Source organism: Pseudomonas fluorescens, assembly GCF_001708445.1.
GTDB lineage: Bacteria > Pseudomonadota > Gammaproteobacteria > Pseudomonadales > Pseudomonadaceae > Aquipseudomonas > Aquipseudomonas gorinensis.
In genome coordinates, this window is the sequence record NZ_CP015637.1 from 4,547,528 (window position 1) to 4,567,119 (window position 19,592).

The following is a 19,592-nucleotide window of genomic DNA, read 5'->3' on the forward strand; positions in this document are numbered from 1 at the left end:
GACTATGTGGTATTTCGCCTGGATGCTGGGAGTCGGCTTTGCACTGCTGCTGGCCATATTAAATGCGATGTGGGGCGAGAACGAAGCCGGCCGCGCCCTGAACGATCGCGACGAGACGCGGCCATGACGCCGCGTGCCGCCGACGCACCGGCGCCCTCACAGCTACACCTGCTGAGCTTGCTGCTTGCCGTCGCGATGATGCTGGCGTGTACGCTCTATCCGCCGATGATGACCGCGCCAGATGGCCGCGCTGATCATGGGCTGGCAACGGCGTTGTTCACCGCGATGAGCGTGGCCTTTGTCAGGGGCGTGGGGTTTGTGCCACGCAGGCGTGTGTGGCGCGGGTTGTTCTCGGGCTGGACCTGCCTGGCCGCTCTGGCCCTGGCGGGCGCGCTGAAGTTCCTGCGCTGAAGGAGCGACGATCCCGACGCTACGGTGGCATCTCTTTGCCGTAGCGGGATCGTCAAGCCTTGCGCACAGTGCGGCGCCGGAATGCTGGAAGCGTCAGAACGTCTGGCCCATGGAAAACTGGAAGATCTGCTTATCCGCGTTCTCCGGCGTGCGGATCGGATACGCCAGGTTGACACTCAAGGGCCCCAGCGGGCTGTACCACGTCACGCCCACCCCCACTGAGCTGGCCATCTGGCTCAGGTCCACACTGCCGCAGCCTTGGGTGGTGCTCAGGTAGCATTTGTCCGAATACACCGAGCCCATGTCCCAGAACAGCGAGGTGCGCACGGATTTGTTGTCCTTGATGAACGGCACCGGGAACAAGTACTCCGCGCCCCCGGTAATCAGGATATTGCCGCCCAACGCATCGGTATCGCGGTCTGAATAGTACGCCTGACCGGCGCTGGCATAGGTGCCGGTCGCCGGGGTGCTGCGCGGGCCGAGGGTGCCACTTTTAAAACCGCGCACCGTGCCTTCGCCGCCCGCGGTATAGCTTTCATAGAAGGGCAGCCCGTCCGTGGCGCCATAACCGTTGCCGTAACCGAGCTTGGTATGCAAGCGCAGGGCCGTGGTGTTGCTGACGGGCAGGAAGGTTTGCCCCGTGTAGTCGACTTTGTAGAAGCTCAGGTCACTGCCGGGCACCGTCACGGTCAGGTTGAGGTTTTGCGAGTGCCCGCGCGTGGCCAATACGCCCTTGTTCAAGGTCGACTCCGACCAGCCCAGGTTGGCCTTGAAGTTGGTGAACTGCTTGCCTTCGCGCTCGATGAAATCGTAGATCTCGTCGGCGCTGTAAGTGCCTGGCTCGATGCTGTCGTGTTGGGCGGTCAGGCCGAAACTCAGGCGTGAGGTCTCATTGATCGGGTAACCGAGGGTGGCGCCCAGGCCAAAACTGTTGATGGCGTAATAAGACACCCCATCATCGTAGTATTTGTTGTAGTCGGTCTTGTTGTAGAACGCGTTGTAACCCAGGCTCACCCCGTCGGCCGTGAAGTAAGGGTCGGTGAAACCGATGTTGTACTTGCTCTGGTAGGACGAACGGGTCAGCCCCAGGCTGGCGTAATTACCCGTGCCGAGAAAGTTGTTCTGGGTAATCGAGCCGCCGAGGATCAGCCCCGAACTCTGGGCGAAGCCGACGCTGGCGGTAATCGAGCCGGAGGCTTGTTCTTCCACGGCGTAGTTCACATCCAGCTGGTCATCCACGCCGGCGACTGCCGGCGTCTCGACATTCACCTCCTTGAAGAACCCCAGGCGCTCCAGGCGGACCTTGGATTGGTCGATCAGGTAGGTCGACGCCCAGCCACCCTCCATCTGGCGCATTTCGCGGCGCAACACCTGGTCGTCGGTCTTGGTATTGCCCCGGAAGTTGATGCGATTGACGTAAGCCCGCTTGCCGGGGTCGACGCTGAAGAGGATGTCGACCGTATGGTCGGCGTCATGGACCTGGGGCGTACCGTTGACGTTGGCGAACGTATAGCCTTCGTTGCCCAGACGGCGGGTAATCAACTCCGAGGTGGTGGTCATCAATTTGCGCGAGAACACCTGGCCCTTTTGCACCAGCAGCAATGATTGGAGCTGGTCTTGCGGGACTTTCAGCTCGCCGCTCAACTTGACGTCGCGCACCGTGTATTTCTGGCCTTCCTGGATGTTCACGGTGATGTAGACGTGCTTTTTGTCCGGGGTCATGGACACCTGGGTCGAGCTGATGTCCATGTTGATGTAGCCACGGTCCAGGTAATAGGAGCGCAGCCGTTCGAGGTCGCCGGAGAGTTTCTCCCGCGCGTATTTATCGTCGTTCTTGAAAAATGACAGCCAGTTGCTGGTCTTGAGCGTGAAGGTATCGGTCAAGGCGTCGTCGGGGAATACCGTATTGCCCACCACGTTGATGTGCTGGATCGACGCCACTTCACCTTCATCGATCTTGATCTTCACGCCGACCCGGTTGCGCGGCTGGGCGATGACCTCGGTGTCGACCGACGCCGAATAGCGGCCCTGGGCAACGTACTGACGCTGCAACTCATTGCGCACACCCTCCAGGGTGGCACGCTGGAATATCTCACCTTCGGCAAGCCCGCTCTGCTTCATGCCCTTCATCAAGTCCTCGGTGGAGATCGCCTTGTTGCCTTCGAATTCGATACTGGCAACCGAAGGACGCTCGACTACATTGATAATCAGCACGTCGCCTTCGCGGCTCAACTGGATGTCCTGGAAGAACCCGGTCTTGAACAACGCACGCGTGGAGTCCACCAGGCGCCGGTCATCCGCTTCGTCGCCGACATTCAGCGGCAGTGCGCCGAACACGCTGCCCGCCGAGACCCGTTGCAGGCCATTGATTCGAATATCCGAGATTTTGAAGCCTTGGGCGAGTGCCAGTGAGGCATTGAGCAGCAGCGCAACCGAGCAGAGCAGGCGCGAAAAATTCATCAAGATCTTTTCCAGAACACATCGACAAGCAGCGCCGGCGCGCTTGGATCACTCGCCGACCGGTGAAGGGCGAGCATACGAGCGCGGGGCGTTTGGTGCGGTTAACCGAATGTCAAGTTAGGTAAAGGTTGGCCCGAATCGCTGCTGCAAGGCTGATAATGCGCACCCACCCCACAGACGAGCCGGCAATGATCTCCGTACTGTTAGTCGACGACGACCAGGAATTGACTGGAATGCTGAGCCAGTACCTGGCGTGTGAAGGCTTCGAAGCCACGGCCGTGCACACGGGCGAGGAGGGCGAGGCCGAAGCGCTGTCGGGCCGCTACAGCATTGTGGTGCTGGATGTCATGCTGCCCCAGCGCTCGGGCATCGAGGTGCTGCGGCGTATCCGCACGGTCAGCCAGGTGCCCGTGGTGCTGCTGACCGCCCGTGGCGACAACATCGATCGCATCACCGGCCTGGAGCTGGGCGCCGACGATTATGTGCCCAAGCCCAGTTCCCCAGGCGAGCTGGTGGCACGCCTGCGCGCCATCATGCGCAGGGTGCAGGCGGCAGGCCAGCCGACCACCGAGGTGATCAAGACCGGCTCGCTGGTGTTGTGGCCAGGCAAGCGTGAGGCCCTGTGGAACGGCGCCGAGCTGGGTGTGACCAGCACCGAGTTCAGCCTGCTCGAAGAGCTGGCCCGCAGCGCCGGCCAGGTGGTAAGCAAAAAAGACCTGTCGCTCAACGCCCTGGGCTGCCCGCTGACCCGCTACGATCGGCGCATTGACGTGCACATCAGCAGCATCCGGCAAAAGCTGGGGCCGCGCCCGGATGCCAAGGCCTGGATCCAGAGCGTGCGCGGGCTTGGCTACCTGTTGATTGCCGAATGAGCAAGCCCGGCCTGCTGTTCTGGAAGCTGTTCCTGGCTTTCTGGCTGGCGACCACCTTGACGTTCCTGGTGGGCGTCGGTGTGCTTGAGGTGGGCCGCTTCCGCCCGGGCGACCCGCATGTGGAGGCGATCCTCGCCAGCGAAAAGAGGCTGCTGCAACAGTTTGGTGTCCAAGCCGCCGGCCAGCTTCTGACGGTATGGGAGCGGCCGCCGGATGAGGCCATTGGGGTCTATGACAGCACCGGCCAGTTGCTGGTTGGCGCTCCCGTTGCACAGCCGGCCTATGAGCAAGCGGTCACCAGCCGGGAGGGCCTGGCGCTGTCTCTGCGGTCGACCCATGCGCCGGGTAATGACGCAGGCAGGCCGTGGCCCCAGATCCCGCTGATCATCGGTACGCTGATGAGTGCGCTGTTCAGCGGTTACATGGCGTACTACCTGGCCTGGCCCTTGGCGCACTTGCGTCGGGCAATGAGCGATGTGGCCCAGGGGCGTTTCGAAACCCGGGTCAAGCCGTCCATGGGCAAGCGCCGCGATGAAATCGTCGACCTGGCCGAAGACTGCGACCGCATGGCCAACCAGTTGAAGGTATTGGTGCAAGCCCAGCAGCACCTGTTGCACGACATCTCCCATGAGCTGCGCTCGCCGCTGACGCGCATGCAAGCGGCCATCGGCCTGTTGCGCCAGGACGCCGCGCGCCTGGAAATGCTCGAACGTATCGAGCGCGAATCCGAACGCATGGACACCCTGATCGAAGCGTTGCTGACCCTGGCTCGCCTGCAGGGCCGGCCCGAAAGCATCGAGCGCGAGCCGGTGGATATCGTCGAATTGCTGGCGATGATTGTCGAAGATGCGCAGTTCGAAGCCGGTATCAAGGGCTGCCGCGTTCATTTGCAGGCTTGCCCGCCGTTTATCGCCTGTGTCAGCGGCGAGTTGCTGTACCGCTGCTTTGAGAATGTGATCCGCAACGCTGTGCGCTATACCCGGCCGGGTACTACCGTGCGGGTCTCGGCGCACGTCAATGCCGAGGCGAATCGCTTGAGCGTGCGCATCAGCGACCAAGGCCCGGGGGTGCAGCATGACCGGCTGCACAGCATCTTCCAGCCGTTCGAGCGCGGCGTGGGCGATGCCACTGTCGGCTTTGGCCTGGGCCTGGCCATCGCCGCGCGGGCAGTGCAGATGCACGGCGGCACTATCGAGGCGCGCAATGAGATGGGGGGAGGGCTGACCGTGGAGGTCAACCTGCACAGCGCGCGATCTTTACACGACATTACATTGGCTTGACCGCCCTGTACGTCGCCGCTCATTAGACTGGTCGCCAGTGATCGAGCGGAGATGGCAATGTTTCAGGTGCATAAAAAGGGCTTTGTGCCCGGCAGGAAAATGGTCGACGGCCTGGTCCCGTATGATTTCTTTTGCGAAGACAGCCCGGCGATCAATCTCTTCGTGTTTACCGGCGCGGCCACCCCAGGCGCAAGCGTCGAAGAGCAGACGCTGTGGGGCTTCACCCGGCTGGAGCGGTTCGAGGCGATGACCAGCGTGCTGGTGGGCAACAAGCAACAGGCCGGCTGGTTTCAAAGCGTCAATGTGCTGACCGGGCCTGACCTGAACGGTACGCAAAGCGTGAAATTCCAGCGCGTGCTGAAAATCATCAAGCACGCGAGCGCCACGCGCAAAGTCGACTACGAGATCCTGACCGACGAAGGCGACACCTACTTCACCCGGCCGACCGTCGCGCCGAACTGTGCGCAAACCGTCATCTATTCGGCCGACACCTCCGCTCAGCGTGGGTAAACACGCCATCAAGGCTGCGTAAGGAGTACTCGAACTTTTTTTGTGAATGATTTTCGTCGAAGCCTGTCCCTTTTTTTCACCTCACCGGTCATTCCAGGTAAGTGAACAAAATCGAGAGCTTCTTCCAATGCCCGCAGTCCTCCCCTTGCGCTTGCGCCCGTTGCTCAAGCTGAGCCTGGTGCTGAGCCTCAGCGCCAGCCCGCTGTTTGTCCCGCTCAGCTATGCCGAAGACACCGCCGCCCGCCGCAGCTACCAGGTGCCCGCCGGGAGCCTGAGTGCCGCGTTGACCCGTTTTGCCGGGTTGTCAGGCGTCAACCTGTCGGTGGACCCGGCGCTGGTCAGCGGGCGCAGCAGCGCTGGGTTGTCCGGTGAGTACGGCGTGGAGGAGGGCTTTGCGCGTTTGCTGCAAGGCTCGGGCCTGCAACTGCAATCGATGGGCGAGCAGGCCTACATGCTGGTGCCGGTACCGGATGGCAGCAGCCTGGAGCTGGCGCCGACGTCCATCCTCGGCACCACGGGCCTGTATGACGGCGATACCTACGCTGGCGGCCAGGTGGCGCGCCGTGGCTCGCAAGGCTTGCTGGGCACGCGGGACTTCATGGAAACGCCGTTCAGCATGACCACCTACACCCAGGACACGGTCAAGAACCAGCAGGCGCGCACCCTCGGCGACCTGATCGCCAGCGACCCCTCGGTACGCGCCACTAACCCGGCCGGCGGGCGGTATGAACAGTTCACCATTCGCGGCTTCAGCCTGTTCAACAGTGATGTGGCCTACAACGGCCTGTACGGCGTGCTGCCCACTTACACCATCGACATGGAAATGGCCGACCGCGTCGACATCTTCAAAGGCCCCACCCAGTTGATCAACGGCATCTCGCCGCGCGGCAGCGTGGGCGGCGGCATCAACGTGGTGCCCAAGCGCGCCACCGACAAGGACATCACTTCGTTTACCGGTACCTGGGCCTCCGACAGCCAGGCGGGCGGGGCGGTGGATGTGGGGCGGCGCTTTGGCGAGGACAACAAGTTCGGCCTGCGTTTCAATGGCGTGAAGCAATCTGGCGATACCACCTGGGACCACCAGAGCGTCGACCGCGAAATGGCGGTGCTGGGCCTGGATTTCCGTGGCGAACGCCTGCGCCTTTCCACCGATATCGGCCACACCGAACGCGATACCGATGCGCCACAGGAACGTGTGCAAGTGGCCGCCGCCGCGCCAGTGCCGAGCGCCAACGATGTGCGCCACAACTACGCGCAATCCTGGAGCAAGGCCAGCACCAACGACACCTTCGGTACCGTGAATGCCGAATATGACCTCAGCGATTCGGTGATGCTCTACGGCGGTGTGGGCGCGCGTAAAAGCAACCACGACTTCCTGCGCCATGCGGTGTCCGTGACCAATGCGGCCGGCGATTTCACGGTGCAGCCCCGTGATTTCACCCGTGATGAAAATGTGCGCACCTACAACGCGGGTGTGCGCAACTGGTTTCACACCGGGCCGGTGAGCCATGAGGTCAACCTGGCCGCCAGCTACTTCTATATGGACTTCACCAACGGCGGCGCGCGTTATGCGAACGCGTCGAGCAATCTCTACAACCCCGTGCAAACTGCGACGCCGTCCGTGGCCACGCGCCAGGATGCGAAGGTCTACACCGAGAACAAGTTCAGTGGCGTGGCCTTGTCCGACACCCTCGGCTTCTTCGATGATCGCCTGCTGTTGACCCTTGGCGCGCGCTGGCAGCGGGTCAAGGTGGATGACTGGAACAATGGGGTCAAAGGCCTCACCGGCTACGACGAAGAAAAGATCTCGCCATCCGGCGGCTTGCTGTTCAAAGCCACCGACAAACTGTCGCTGTACGCCAACTACATGGAGGGCTTGAGCCAGGGCAAGATCGCGCCGTCCACGTCGAGGAATGAAGACGAGATCTTCCCGCCGTTTATCAGCCGCCAGGTCGAAGTCGGCGCCAAATACGACGCCGGAGCCTTCGCCGTGACCGCCGCCGTGTTCCGCATCAAGCAACCGGCCTATGAAACCAACGCCACCTCGCGGTTATTCGGCCCCAACGGCAAACGCCAGAACCAAGGGGCGGAAGTCAGCGTGTTCGGTGAACCGCTCAAGGGCGTCCGCCTGCTCGGTGGGGTGATGTACATCGACAGCGAACTGACGCACACCACCAACGGTACCTACGACGGCAACCGCGCGCCGGCCACGCCCAAGTACAACGTCAACCTCGGCGCCGAGTGGGACGTACCGACCCTCGAAGGCTTGACCCTGACCAGCCGCGGCATCTACTCCAGCTCGCAGTACCTGGACCCGTCCAACGTCAAGGAAATCGACGCCTGGAACCGCATCGACGTCGGCGCACGCTATGCCTTCAAGGTGGATGACAAGCACATCACCCTGCGGGCCAATGTCGAGAACGTCGCCGATAAGCGCTATTGGAGCTCGGCGGGTGCGTCGGATGACAGCGAGCCGGGGCTGACCCTGTCGACCCCACGCACCTACCTGCTGTCTGCCACCGTCGACTTCTAATACCCGCGCCCCTGTATGGATTGATGGCTTGTTGTGGCGAGCGGGCTTGCCCCGCGTTGGGCTGCGAAGCAGCCCCAGGACACCGTCCCGGAGCTGCCTGACACACTGCAGCGCTCTTATTGGGGCCGCTTCGCGACCCAACGCGGGGCAAGCCCTAATGCCGTTCAGTTAAGGCTTTTTTGTAGGAGCGAGGGGGACGCCTAGTTCTTGCTCGCGAAGAACTTACAGGCGCCGCGTTCATTCAGGAAACACGCGTTATCGTTGACGTTTTTCGCGAGCAAGACCCTGCCGGTTTACCCCCCAAATCACTATCGAATTGCGGCCAGCGTGGTTTAACGGGGCGCCTGAGATCAAGATCAAAAGCAAGATCAAGGGCGGCTCGCTTCGCATCGTGGTTAGCGTTGGCTAATACAACATTGTGTAGATACCCATGGCTATCGGGGGCAAGCCCCCTCCCACAGTGGATGTGGGGTGTTTTCAACAGTGGGGGAGGCGCTGCGTAGGTTCTGCCTACCCAGTGGACCGGCTTTTACGAATTGACCCCAAGTGCCTCTCGCCACGACTCTGAATCCATTGATGCAGATCAACGTTTTGCACGTTCGATCGGCCATTTCTTTTTTCTGCAGGGCACAGCGACGATGACATTTGACTGGAACTACATGTTGGGTTTGCTGGGTGACGCCGAGTTCTGGCGAGCGACGTGGACGGTGATCAAGCTCAGCACCCTGACCTGGGTCTTGAGCATCGGTTTTGGCTTTCTGCTGGCGCTGGCCAAGCAATCCAGGCACGCGCTGCTCAGCGTGCCGGCGGGGGGTTATATCTGGTTGTTCCGCAGCCTGCCGCTGCTGGTGCTGCTGATCTTTATCTACAACCTGCCCCAGGCGCTGCCCGCCACCTCGGTGGTGTTGGCCGACCCGTTCTGGTCCGGCCTGCTGGCCCTGGTGATCTGTGAAACGGCATACGTGGCCGAGATCCATCGCGGCGGTTTGCTCTCGATTCCCAAGGGCCAGGGCGAAGCGGCGCGGGCGTTGGGCCTGAAGTTTTTCGGCACCCAATGGCGCGTGGTGATCCCCCAGGCGCTGCGAGTGGCATTGCCGTCCCTGGCCAACGAATACATCTCCATCGTCAAGCTGACTTCGCTGGTGTCGGTGATCTCGCTGACGGAAATCCTGATGGTCGGTCAGCGCCTGTATTCGCAGAATTTCCTGGTGATCGAAACCATGGCCGCGGTGGCGTTCTTCTACGTGTTTATCGTCACGGTGTTCGACTTCCTGCTCAAACGCCTGGAGCGCCTTCTCGACGTCAACCAGCGCAATGTCTCGCGCGTTCCCGATGCGGCGGTGCTGGCCCTGGCCACACAACAGCGCAGCGCGTTGCAGCGCCCGGTGAGTACCGGTGTGTCGGCGCTGCAGGCCACGCGACTGCACAAGGCCTACAACGACATCGAGGTACTGGGCTCGGTCAACCTGCAAATCCAGCCGGGTGAAGTGGTGTCGGTGATCGGGCCGTCCGGCTCGGGCAAAACCACGTTGATCCGCCTGCTCAACGGCCTGGAGCCATTGGACAACGGCGAGATCCAGATCAACGGCCAGCCTTTCATTCACCTCAGCAAGGTCGGCGCGCAGAAACCCCAGTACACCGAGCACGCCGAGCACCGCCTGAACATCGGCATGGTGTTCCAGAGCTTCAACCTGTTCCCGCACTTGAACGTGCTCGACAACCTGCTGATGGCGCCCAAATACCACCGCCTGGGGCGTACCGACGAGCTCAAGCAACAGGCCTACGCGCTGCTGCACAAGGTCGGCATGCTCGACCATGCCTGGAAGTACCCGCACCAACTCTCCGGCGGCCAACAGCAGCGCGTGGCCATTGCCCGCGCCCTGATGATGCGCCCGCAGATCATGTTGTTCGACGAGCCCACCTCGGCGCTGGACCCGGAGAAAGTCAACGAAGTGCTGCAAGTCATCGAGGCCTTGGCCGAGGAGGGCATCACCATGGTGATCGTCACCCACGAGATGAATTTCGCGTTCAAGGTCTCCGACCGGATCGTGTTCATGGAGAAGGGGCGGGTGGTCTGCGACGACACGCCCGCGGTATTGCGCAGCGGCCAGAACCCACGCGTGGAGGCGTTCCTCAAGGACGTCTCGCTGGCGTGATCGCTTTAACGTTCAGGAAAAAGACAATGATCGAGCAAGCACAAATCGAGCAGTTCCAGCGCGACGGATACCTGGTGGTGGAAGGTGTGTTGTCGATGGACGAAGTGGCCGCGCTGCAGCACGACTTCGACCAGTGGGTCGAAGAGAGCCGGCGCCATGACCAGGGGTGGGGCGCTACGGTGGATGGCCGCGCGCGCTTCGACCTGGAAGGCGACCACCGGCCTGACCACCCCTCGTTGCGCCGGGTCAGCTCGCCCACCGAGATTTCCACGGTGTATGAACGCGTGGCCTTGCACTCGCGCATGGCCGAGATTTCCGCGCAGTTGATTGGTGGCGGCGGCGCGCGTTTCCACCACAGCAAGATCAACTCGAAACTTCCCCACACCGCGACCCAGGTGAAGTGGCACCAGGACTTTTTGTTCACGCCCCACAGCAACGACGACATCGTCACTGCGTTGCTGATGGTCAGTGAAGTCACCCCGCAAAATGGCCCGCTGAATGTGATCCCCGGCAGCCACAAAGGCCCGCTGTGGTCGCACTGGCAGAACCAGCGCTTCACCGGCGCGGTGGACGATGCGGTGGTGCAGGAACACTGCCAGCAACCGGTGGCCTGCTACGGCCCGGCCGGCTCCGTGTGCTTCATGCACACGCGGCTTTTACATGCTTCCAGCCCTAACGAGACCGAACTGCCGCGCACCCTCTTCATCAGCGTCTACGCCGCTGAAGACGCGCTGCCATTCGGCGAAAACCCACTGCCCAGCGCACATGCCGGCCTGCTGGTGGCCGGTGAAGAAAGTGGCATGGTGCGTTCTACGGATAACCAACTGCGCTTGCCGCAGAAACCCCGTGGCGCCTCGTTCTTCGTGCAACAGGCCGGACAAGATTCTGCCACTGCCTAACCTCCCAACCCCCTTGCAGGTATTGACCATGACAGCGTTTCGTAAAAGTGTTCGCCCCCTTGCCGTGTGCCTGCTGGGCGCTGCGGTTGCGATGACTTCGTTGGCGGCTTCGGCGTTCCAGCAGGAAGGCAAGATCGTCGCCGGTTCCGATGTGACGTTCTTCCCCTACGAGTACATGGATAACAACAAGCCGGCGGGCTTTGATATCGAGTTCATGGACGGCCTGGGCAAGGTCATGGGGCGCAAGGTCGAGACCCTCGATACGCGCTTTCCCAACCTGATCACCGGCCTGCAAGCCGGGCGTTTCGATGTGACCAATTCGTCGATGTACATCACTGCCGAGCGGGTCAAAGTCATCGACATGATCCCCTACCTCAAGAGCGGCGAGTCGATCCTCACCCTCAAGGACAGTGCGTTCCAGCCCAAGACCCCGGAAGAATTCTGCGGCCACAAGATCGGCTCCATGGGCGCCACCTCGTGGCTGGCGCAGATGAACAAACTGTCGGCCGAGTACTGCGTGGCCAAAGGCTTGAAGCCGATCCTGATCAGCGAATACAGCACCGACCCGCAAACCACCCAGGCGCTGCTTGCGCATGCGGTGGAGGCGCAGATCACCGACGCGGCCGTGGCCCGTGGTGTGATCGACAAGCTGGGCAACCGCGTGGTGATTTCATCCGACACGTTGATCTACCCGGTGCTCAACGGCTTCGGCGTGAAGAAGGGCAATGACACGGTGAAAAAAGCCCTGCTCGACGGGCTGGACAAATACCGCGCCACGCCTGAGTACGCGGCCTTGCTCAAGAAATACAACTTCGAGGCGCCGACCGATGCCGACATTGCGGCGTTGATGCCCAAGTAACCTGACCCGCGCGCCGCAGTCCGCTGCGGCCGCGCCCTGCGGAGACCGATCCATGGCGTTATCCCTCGAAGAACAAACGCGCATCGACCTGGCGGCGACCTTTCGCATCATTGCCCACCTGGGCATGCACGAGGCCGTGGCCAACCACTTCAGTGCCGCCGTGTCGGCCGATGGCAAACAGTTTTTGCTCAACCCGAAGTGGAAGCACTTCTCCAGGATCCGGGCCAGCGATCTGTTGCTGCTCAACGCTGATGATTCATCCTGGGCCGAGCACCCGAACGTGGACGCCACTGCCTGGTCGATCCACGGGCAGATCCACCGCCTGCTGCCGCACACCCGTGCTGTGCTGCACTTGCACCCGGTCTACACCACGGCGGTGGCGTGCCTGGCCACACCGCATATCCCGCCGATCGACCAGAACACCGCGCGCTATTTCAACCGTGTCGCGATGGATGAACTCTACGGCGGCATGGCCGACACCGAGGCCGAAGGCGCGCGCCTGGCCGGCTTGCTCGACGGCAAGCGCCGCCTGCTGATGGGCAACCACGGCGTGATGGTGACGGCCTCGTCCATCGGTGAAGCCTTCGACGATATCTGGACCCTGGAGCGTGCCTGCCAGATCCTCGTCACAGCGTGGTCCACGGGGCAGCCGCTGCGAGTGTTGTCCGATGACGTCGCGGAGAAAACCGCACGAAGTTGGGAAGGCATTGCGGATTTCTCACGCCGGCACTTTGAAGAAATGAAGCAGATGATGATCGACGCCGACCCCTCGGTACTCGATTGAGGAGCGCTCAATGACTTTTTCCGTTGTCGCCCGCTGCGCCGAAACGGGCCAGTTGGGTATAGCAATCAGCTCGTCGAGCATTGCGGTGGGCGCCCGTTGCCCATGGCTGCGGCCCGGGGTGGGCGCGGTGGCCTCGCAGAACATTACCTTGCCGAGCCTGGGGCCGCAGGTGCTGGACGTGTTGGAGCAGGGCATGGCAGCCAGTGAGGCGCTTGGCGCGGTGCTTGCCGGCCAGGAGCACCGTGAATATCGTCAAGTAACGGTGATCGATAGCCAGGGGCGCACCGCGCATTACAGCGGTGCCCAGACCCTGGGCATTCACGACGCGGTCAGCGGGGAACAGTGTGTTGCCGCCGGAAATATGCTGGCCAATCGCGCAGTGATCAGCGCCATGGTACGCGCCTTTGAGCACGCCAGCGGGCACCTGGCCGAGCGCCTGCTTGCCGCGATGCACGCCGGCCAGGCCGAGGGCGGCGAAGCCGGGCCGGTGCATTCGGCGGCCCTGGTGGTGGTCGATGACCTGCCGTGGCCTATCGTCAACTTGCGTGTGGACTGGGCCGATACAGACCCGATTGGCGGCCTCGACCAACTCTGGCAGGCCTATCGCCCGCAACTGCAGGACTACCTCGACCGCGCCCTCAACCCGCACCTTGCACCGGGCTATGCGGTGCCGGGAGACGACCGATGAACCACAGCCGTGACCTGCTGGCGCAACTGGTGCGCTTTGACACCACCAGCCGCGAATCCAACCTGGCGCTGATCGACTTCGTGCGCACCTATTTGCAGGGCCACGGCGTTGCCTGTGAACTGTTATTCAACGAACACAAGAGCAAGGCCAACCTGCTGGCGACCATTGGCCCGGCGGATGTGCCGGGCATCGTGTTGTCCGGGCACACCGATGTGGTGCCGGTGGACGGCCAACGCTGGAGCGTGGCGCCGTTCGAGCTGACGGAACAGGACGGCAGGTTATACGGGCGTGGCACGGCTGACATGAAGGGCTATATCGCCTGCGTACTGGCCTGCGTGCCAACGCTGGTACAGGCGCCGTTGCGCATGCCGGTGCACATTGCGCTGTCCTATGACGAAGAAGTGGGCTGCCTGGGTGTGCGGGCGTTGATCGAAAGGTTTCAGGCCCAACCGGTCAAGCCGCTGCTATGCGTGATCGGCGAGCCCACCGAGCTCAAGCCGGTGCTGGGGCACAAGGGCAAATTGGCCATGCGTTGCGACGTACACGGCGCGGCGTGTCATTCGGCGTATGCGCCGTCGGGCGTCAACGCCATCGAATACGCGGCGCGCTTGATCAGTGAACTGGTACGGCTTGGCGAAACACTCAAGGCGCCGGCGCAGCTGGATCCGCGTTTTGAACCGCCATTCTCCACGGTGCAGACCGGTGTGATCAGCGGCGGCAAGGCACTGAATATCGTCCCGCAGCAGTGCACGTTTGACTTTGAAGTGCGCTCGCTGCCGGCCCATGACCCTTGGCAGGTGGCCAACCAACTGCGTGAGTACGCCGAGCACACCCTGCTACCGGCGATGCAGGCGGTGAGTGCGCAGTGCGCGATCGGCTTCAGCGAGTTGTCGAGCTACCCCGGCCTGGTGACCTCCCTGGAAAGCCAGGCCGCCGAGTGGGTCGCGCAATTTTGCGGCTCTCGAGACTACGGCACCGTCGCCTTTGGCACCGAGGGCGGCCTGTTTGACCAGGTGGGGATTCCCACGGTGGTGTGCGGGCCGGGGAGCATGGAGCAGGGGCACAAGGCCGATGAATTTATCAGCCTGGCGCAACTGGAGGCGTGTGATCGGATGTTGGCGCGGGTAGTGGGGTTTGTGCGCCATTGAATGGCAAGGCCGGCCGTGTTTTCAGGTGCCAGCCTTTACCTCATCTTCTTCACCCAGCATGATGCGCCGCTCGCACTGACATTCGCGGTGAAGAAGGAACCTCAGTTGAACGAACACACACTCTCCACCCGCCTGGAACGCGTGGCGGCGCATGTGCCGCCTGGGGCGCGGTTGGCGGATATCGGCTCGGACCACGCCTACCTGCCGGTGGCGTTGATGCGTCGCGGTGTGATCGCAGCAGCGGTGGCGGGGGAGGTGGCGGCGACGCCCTTCCACGCGGCGGAACGGACCGTGCGCGACAATGGCCTGGAGCAGCAAGTCAGCGTGCGCCTGGCCGATGGCTTGGCGGCCATCACGCCGGCAGATGCGATCACCGCCATCAGCCTGTGCGGCATGGGCGGCGAGACGATCCGTGACATCCTCGCCAGCGGCACGGCGTACCTCAACGGCCAGGAGCGTCTGATCCTGCAACCCAACGGCGGCGAGCAACCGCTGCGCCACTGGCTGATGGACAATGGCTACCGCATCCTGGTCGAGGAGCTGTTGCAGGAAAACCGTTTCTACTACGAAATCATCGTCGCCGAACGTGCCGAACCAGTGGTGTACAGTGCCGAGGCGTTGTACTTCGGCCCGCTGCTGATGCAGGCGCGCAGCCCGGTGTTCCTGGCCAAATGGCAACGCCTGCTGCGCCAGAAACACAAGACCCTGGCCAGTTTCCAGCAAGCGCGGCAGGCGGTGCCGCAGGCCAAGGTGCAGGAACTTGTCCAGCAGGTGCAGTGGATTACCGCGTTGCTGGCTTGAACTCAATTCAACGATTCATCAAGGAAGCCCACCATGGCAGACGCCACCGACTCAGCCTTCTACGACCGCGCCGACGCCCATATCGAGCTGTCGAACGAGCAACTCAAGACCCTTGAAAACATCGGCCAGGTCAGCGCCTCGATGACCTTCGGGACCACGCGTTTCAATGCCTGGGCCAGCGCGCGCAGTTTCAAGTCCGGGGCGGAGATGGCCGACGCACGCGAAGCGCTGTTGAAGTATTTCACCGAGCAATACCGACTGATGCTTGAGGACAATCTGGATGACCACATCAACAATTTCAGCCAGTACATGCAGGTAAATGCGTCGCCCGCCGGCGAATAAGCGAAAGGGGCGTAAAGAGCGGTTACAGTTTGCCCAGCGCACCTGAGTGCTTTTGCCCCATTTTCGTGCGCACCGCGCCCGTTATTCAGCCGCACCCTGCCTATCTGCGGGCCCCATGCCGACGGCCCGTATCTTGCTTGAGCCTTCCCAATCAATGACATGGCATTTTGCCGTTAGTCATTTCATGGTTTCGCCCTGCGTTGTACCACGTGGGTTGTTTTGGGGAGTGGTCGGCCATGCACAGTCTTTTATCACCCGGTATCCGCCTGCTCGGACGTTTTGGTTTTGCGCGCAAGTTCCAGATTCTATTCATTCTGTTCATGCTGCCCCTGGCCGGGAGCCTGTGGCTGATCGGGTTGGACTATCGCGATAAATTAGCGGTGATTTCCAGCGAAACGTCCGGCGTTCACCAACTGCTGGCTCTGGATTCGCTGGATGGCCAATTGACCGCCCAGCGCAACCTGGCGTCGCGCTGGAAAGCCCTGGACCTGCTGCGTGAACCGACGCCTGCGGCCAAGGTGGCGATGGACAAGGTGGATGCCAATAACCCGCTGATCCTGCAAAGCCTGCAAGCCCTGGGCGATGCGCTCAAGGCTCGGGGCGTCAGCGCCGACACCCTGGCCCGCTTCGAGGCGTTGCAGGCAACGGTCAAGGGCATGGACGTGCAATCCCTGCGCACGGTGGGCTGGTGGCCGGACGGTTACGACCGCTTCACCTCGGCCCTGACCGCCCTGCAAACCCTGCGCGAGCAGATCGCCCTCGACACCGGCCTGATCCTCGATCCCTGGCTGGAAACTTACCTGCTGATGCAGGTTTCCACCCAGCAAACGCCAGACCTGATCGAGCGTATCGGGCGCATGGCCAGTGTGGGTCAGTCGTCCGTCGCCTCGGGGCAGTTCACCTTGCAAAGCCGTTTGCAGATGCGTGACCTGCGCAGCCGCATCGGTGATGCGCGGGAGCAACTGGTCAAGGCGACGGCGTCGCTCAAGGCCAAGCAATACCCTGGCCTGGAACCCTGGATCGCCCAGTACGACAACAGCCTGCAATTGCTGGATAGCGAGCTCAAAGTGCTTGACGATGGCGTGTTCGGCGGCAGCATCAAGCTCGATCCCGCCGGTTTCGAGCGCAGTGTCGACGCCATGCTCGGTAGCCTGGGCGCGCTGCGCAACCAGTCGCTGGGCTCACTGGAAGCGCGCCTGAGCTATTACCACGACCGTTCCCTTCAGCAGTTCATCCCTGTAGTGGCGACGTTCAGCCTGCTGGCCTTGGCGGCGCTGTACCTGTTCATGTGCCTGCAAGCCTCGATCCGCCGCAGTGCCAGCGGTATCACCACCTTGGCCGAGTCCCTGCGTGACGGCAACCTGTGCGTGGAAGTGGCGGTGGAAGGGCGCGACGAACTGGCGGTCATCAGCACCGCGCTCAACGTGGCGGTGGTGCAGTTGCGCACCAGCCTGCTCGGGGTCAACCACGAGACCCAGCAGCTCGGTTCTGCCGTGCTCACCCTCAATACGCAATCGAGCAGCACCCTCGGCGACGTCGAAGACCAGCAACACCAGATCAGCCAGATCGCCGCCGCCGCCACGCAGTTGGCCGCCACCTCCATGGGCGTCGCCAAGAGCTGTGAACAAGCCTCCGGCAGCGCCCAGCAGACCCGGCGCATCGCCGAAGACAGCAGCCGCGACAGCCTGCGCACCACGGCGAGCATCCAGCAGCTCAACCAGCGCCTGACCGACACGGCCAACGCCCTGGAGCAAGTGAGCCAGCAGGGCCAGCAGATTCAATCGGTGGTCGACACCATTCGCGGCATCGCCGAACAAACCAACCTGCTGGCGCTCAACGCCGCCATCGAAGCCGCTCGCGCCGGCGAGCAGGGCAGGGGCTTTGCCGTGGTGGCCGATGAAGTGCGCAGCCTGTCACAACGCACCCAGGCCTCCACCGCGCAGATCGCCAGCACGGTGGACAGCCTGCGCGCCACGGTCAGCCAGGCCGTCACGCTGATGGGCGCCGCCTGCGAACAGGCGCTGACCGATGCCGAGTCCGTCACCGGGCTGGGCACGCGGCTGGGCGAGATCGCCGGGGCTGTGCAGAATGTCACCGACACCCTGGCGCAGATTGCGGCGGCGGTGGAAGAACAAGCCACCACGGCGGATGAAGTGAGCGGCAATATCCAACAGGTCGACCAGGCGGCAGGGCGCTTGCTCGACGGCGCGCGGGCGGTGAATCAGGCGGCGGATACGCTGAGTAAGGGCAGCCGTGCCCTGAGCGACAACACCGCGCGTTTTCGCCTGAGCTGAACGCTCACCGCGTTTGCTGTGGCGAGCTAGCTGTTGTGGAGTGGGCCGTTGTGGCGAGCGGGGTTGTTGTTGTGGCGAGCGGGCTTGCCCCGCGTTGGGCTGCGAAGCAGCCCCTTTACAGGCGATGTGTTTTTAACTGACACACCGCGGTGCCTGGTTTTGGGGCTGCTGCGCAGCCCAACGCGGGGCAAGCCCGCTCGGGGGTGTCAGAAATTTTGTGTTCGGGCATAACATGAGTAAGAGGTGCATGTATGCCAACCAAAAAGAAACCCGCGTTGCGAGAGCTGCCGAAAATCCCGAAAGAGCTGCTCGAGCAATTCACCGATGGACCGATGACCGCTGAAGCTATCGAGGACGCGTCTGCGGCGTTCAAGAAGGCTTTGATCGAGCGAGCGCTGAGTGCAGAGCTAGGTCACCACTTGGGCTATCCGCCGGGCGCGCAGCGCCCAGAGGATGAAACCAACCAGCGCAATGGCAAAAGCGGCAAGACGGTTCTAACCGGCGACGGTCCGCTCCGACTGGATATTCCCCGCGACCGGGACGGCAGTTTTTCGCCCATTTTGATCCCCAAGCACGAACGCCGCTACACCGGTTTCGACGACAAGATCATCGCCATGTATGCCCGTGGAATGACGGTCAGAGAGATCCGAGCGTTTCTTTCCGAGCAGTACGGTACTGACGTTTCTCCCGACTTCATCAGCTCTGTAACCGACGAGGTCATGGCAGAGATCGGTGCATGGCAACAGCGGCCTTTGGAGCCGATGTATCCGGTTATTTTCTTCGATGCTCTACGGGTCAAAATTCGCGAAGAGGGGCTGGTTCGCAACAAGGCGATTTACTTGGCCCTGGGCGTTTTGCCTGACGGAACACGCGATATTCTCGGCATCTGGGTAGAAAATACCGAGGGCGCCAAGTTCTGGATGAAAGTTTTCAACGACCTCAAGACACGCGGCGTCGAAGACGTGTTGATTGCTGTGACCGATGGACTGAAAGGCATGCCAGAGGCTCTCAACGCCGTATTTCCAGACACGACACTGCAAACATGCATTGTTCATCTGATCCGCAACAGTCTTGATTACGCGGCCTGGGACAAGCGTCGCGAACTGGCCAAGGCGCTCAAACCGATCTATCAGGCGGTGACCGCCGAAGCGGCCGAGCAGGCGCTGGATGCGTTTGAAAGCGGGCCATGGGGCAAGCAGTATCCGACGGTAGTGGCTGCCTGGCGCCGCGCTTGGGATCGTGTGATCCCATTTTTCGTGTTCCCGCCGGCGATTCGAAAAGTGATCTACACGACCAACGCCATTGAGAGCATCAACGCTCAGTTGCGCAAGATCATCAAGACCCGAGGTCACTTCCCGACCGACGATGCGGCGACAAAACTGATCTGGCTTGGACTGCGCAATATCACCGCAAACTGGGGCTCCGCGGCCCATGACTGGAAAAGTGCGATGAATCAATTTGCGATTCTGTACGGAGATCGATTTATCAGGCCGACCTGGTAAAAGCACGGCCTGCCTGACGGCAGGCCGTTACCGGCCCGCACACAAAATATCTG

At 62.1% G+C, this 19,592-nt stretch carries 17 protein-coding genes; 16 read left to right on the top strand and 1 reads right to left on the bottom strand.

The window, feature by feature from the left end:
* Positions 1 to 4: 4 nt before the first annotated feature.
* The gene (cydX, locus tag A7317_RS20150) at positions 5 to 127 is read left to right on the top strand and encodes a cytochrome bd-I oxidase subunit CydX (protein WP_024076424.1); all 123 of its coding nucleotides are present in this window, start codon (positions 5 to 7) and stop codon (positions 125 to 127) included.
* Positions 124 to 411, top strand: coding sequence for a cyd operon YbgE family protein (locus A7317_RS20155; RefSeq protein ID WP_069076697.1), 288 nt, complete (start codon positions 124 to 126; stop codon positions 409 to 411). The genes cydX and A7317_RS20155 overlap by 4 nt, the downstream gene beginning before the upstream one ends.
* A gap of 93 nt (positions 412 to 504) precedes the next feature.
* On the opposite strand, the gene bamA is transcribed toward A7317_RS20155, so the two are convergent.
* The gene (gene bamA, locus A7317_RS20160; protein ID WP_069076698.1) at positions 505 to 2,871 is read right to left on the bottom strand and encodes an outer membrane protein assembly factor BamA; all 2,367 of its coding nucleotides are present in this window, start codon (positions 2,869 to 2,871) and stop codon (positions 505 to 507) included.
* A gap of 188 nt (positions 2,872 to 3,059) precedes the next feature.
* On the opposite strand from bamA, the gene A7317_RS20165 reads away from it, so the two are divergent.
* The 14 genes from A7317_RS20165 to A7317_RS20230 all read left to right on the top strand — a co-directional run bounded on the left by A7317_RS20165 (position 3,060) and on the right by A7317_RS20230 (position 19,539).
* Positions 3,060 to 3,743 (top strand): response regulator transcription factor, encoded by a 684-nt coding sequence (locus tag A7317_RS20165; protein ID WP_041160976.1) that lies wholly within the window; start codon positions 3,060 to 3,062, stop codon positions 3,741 to 3,743.
* Positions 3,740 to 5,023, top strand: coding sequence for an ATP-binding protein (locus A7317_RS20170; RefSeq protein WP_069076699.1), 1,284 nt, complete (start codon positions 3,740 to 3,742; stop codon positions 5,021 to 5,023). The genes A7317_RS20165 and A7317_RS20170 overlap by 4 nt, the downstream gene beginning before the upstream one ends.
* Before the next feature lie 57 nt (positions 5,024 to 5,080).
* Complete coding sequence (locus A7317_RS20175; RefSeq protein ID WP_069076700.1) at positions 5,081 to 5,533, top strand: hypothetical protein; 453 nt, start codon at positions 5,081 to 5,083, stop codon at positions 5,531 to 5,533.
* Between the two features lie 127 nt (positions 5,534 to 5,660).
* Positions 5,661 to 8,066, top strand: a complete 2,406-nt coding sequence (locus A7317_RS20180) for a TonB-dependent receptor (protein WP_024076418.1) — start codon at positions 5,661 to 5,663, stop codon at positions 8,064 to 8,066.
* 638 nt (positions 8,067 to 8,704) lie between these two features.
* Positions 8,705 to 10,222, top strand: coding sequence for an amino acid ABC transporter permease/ATP-binding protein (locus tag A7317_RS20185; RefSeq protein ID WP_069076701.1), 1,518 nt, complete (start codon positions 8,705 to 8,707; stop codon positions 10,220 to 10,222).
* Positions 10,223 to 10,248: 26 nt separating this feature from the next.
* Complete coding sequence (locus tag A7317_RS20190; RefSeq protein ID WP_069076702.1) at positions 10,249 to 11,121, top strand: phytanoyl-CoA dioxygenase family protein; 873 nt, start codon at positions 10,249 to 10,251, stop codon at positions 11,119 to 11,121.
* Positions 11,122 to 11,149: 28 nt separating this feature from the next.
* Positions 11,150 to 11,980: an ABC transporter substrate-binding protein gene (locus A7317_RS20195; protein ID WP_024076550.1), complete on the top strand. Its 831-nt coding sequence runs from the start codon at positions 11,150 to 11,152 to the stop codon at positions 11,978 to 11,980.
* A 52-nt stretch (positions 11,981 to 12,032) separates the two neighbouring features.
* Positions 12,033 to 12,764, top strand: a complete 732-nt coding sequence (locus A7317_RS20200) for a class II aldolase and adducin N-terminal domain-containing protein (RefSeq protein WP_069076703.1) — start codon at positions 12,033 to 12,035, stop codon at positions 12,762 to 12,764.
* A 10-nt stretch (positions 12,765 to 12,774) separates the two neighbouring features.
* On the top strand, positions 12,775 to 13,452 hold the full coding sequence (locus A7317_RS20205; protein ID WP_024076548.1) for a DUF1028 domain-containing protein: 678 nt from the start codon (positions 12,775 to 12,777) through the stop codon (positions 13,450 to 13,452).
* A complete protein-coding gene (gene argE, locus A7317_RS20210; RefSeq protein WP_069076704.1) occupies positions 13,449 to 14,600 on the top strand; it encodes an acetylornithine deacetylase in 1,152 nt (383 codons plus the stop codon). The genes A7317_RS20205 and argE overlap by 4 nt, the downstream gene beginning before the upstream one ends.
* 105 nt (positions 14,601 to 14,705) lie before the next feature.
* Complete coding sequence (locus A7317_RS20215; protein WP_069077439.1) at positions 14,706 to 15,401, top strand: tRNA (adenine(22)-N(1))-methyltransferase; 696 nt, start codon at positions 14,706 to 14,708, stop codon at positions 15,399 to 15,401.
* 33 nt (positions 15,402 to 15,434) lie between these two features.
* Positions 15,435 to 15,743, top strand: coding sequence for a DUF3144 domain-containing protein (locus A7317_RS20220; RefSeq protein WP_024076543.1), 309 nt, complete (start codon positions 15,435 to 15,437; stop codon positions 15,741 to 15,743).
* A 1,601-nt stretch (positions 15,744 to 17,344) separates the two neighbouring features.
* Positions 17,345 to 18,037, top strand: coding sequence for a methyl-accepting chemotaxis protein (locus A7317_RS31670; RefSeq protein WP_371128943.1), 693 nt, complete (start codon positions 17,345 to 17,347; stop codon positions 18,035 to 18,037).
* Between the two features lie 251 nt (positions 18,038 to 18,288).
* Positions 18,289 to 19,539: an IS256 family transposase gene (locus A7317_RS20230; RefSeq protein WP_069074985.1), complete on the top strand. Its 1,251-nt coding sequence runs from the start codon at positions 18,289 to 18,291 to the stop codon at positions 19,537 to 19,539.
* Positions 19,540 to 19,592 lie beyond the last annotated feature (53 nt).

Coding starts and splice junctions, on each gene's coding strand:
- A7317_RS20175 (WP_069076700.1), top strand. CDS start 5,081: ATGTTTCAGGTGCATAAAAAGGGCTTTGTGCCCGGCAGGAAAATGGTC.
- A7317_RS20200 (WP_069076703.1), top strand. CDS start 12,033: ATGGCGTTATCCCTCGAAGAACAAACGCGCATCGACCTGGCGGCGACC.
- A7317_RS20185 (WP_069076701.1), top strand. CDS start 8,705: ATGACATTTGACTGGAACTACATGTTGGGTTTGCTGGGTGACGCCGAG.
- A7317_RS31670 (WP_371128943.1), top strand. CDS start 17,345: ATGGGCGTCGCCAAGAGCTGTGAACAAGCCTCCGGCAGCGCCCAGCAG.
- A7317_RS20195 (WP_024076550.1), top strand. CDS start 11,150: ATGACAGCGTTTCGTAAAAGTGTTCGCCCCCTTGCCGTGTGCCTGCTG.
- bamA (WP_069076698.1), bottom strand. CDS start 2,871: ATGAATTTTTCGCGCCTGCTCTGCTCGGTTGCGCTGCTGCTCAATGCC.
- A7317_RS20155 (WP_069076697.1), top strand. CDS start 124: ATGACGCCGCGTGCCGCCGACGCACCGGCGCCCTCACAGCTACACCTG.
- A7317_RS20165 (WP_041160976.1), top strand. CDS start 3,060: ATGATCTCCGTACTGTTAGTCGACGACGACCAGGAATTGACTGGAATG.
- A7317_RS20205 (WP_024076548.1), top strand. CDS start 12,775: ATGACTTTTTCCGTTGTCGCCCGCTGCGCCGAAACGGGCCAGTTGGGT.
- A7317_RS20180 (WP_024076418.1), top strand. CDS start 5,661: ATGCCCGCAGTCCTCCCCTTGCGCTTGCGCCCGTTGCTCAAGCTGAGC.
- A7317_RS20220 (WP_024076543.1), top strand. CDS start 15,435: ATGGCAGACGCCACCGACTCAGCCTTCTACGACCGCGCCGACGCCCAT.
- cydX (WP_024076424.1), top strand. CDS start 5: ATGTGGTATTTCGCCTGGATGCTGGGAGTCGGCTTTGCACTGCTGCTG.
- A7317_RS20190 (WP_069076702.1), top strand. CDS start 10,249: ATGATCGAGCAAGCACAAATCGAGCAGTTCCAGCGCGACGGATACCTG.
- argE (WP_069076704.1), top strand. CDS start 13,449: ATGAACCACAGCCGTGACCTGCTGGCGCAACTGGTGCGCTTTGACACC.
- A7317_RS20170 (WP_069076699.1), top strand. CDS start 3,740: ATGAGCAAGCCCGGCCTGCTGTTCTGGAAGCTGTTCCTGGCTTTCTGG.
- A7317_RS20230 (WP_069074985.1), top strand. CDS start 18,289: ATGCCAACCAAAAAGAAACCCGCGTTGCGAGAGCTGCCGAAAATCCCG.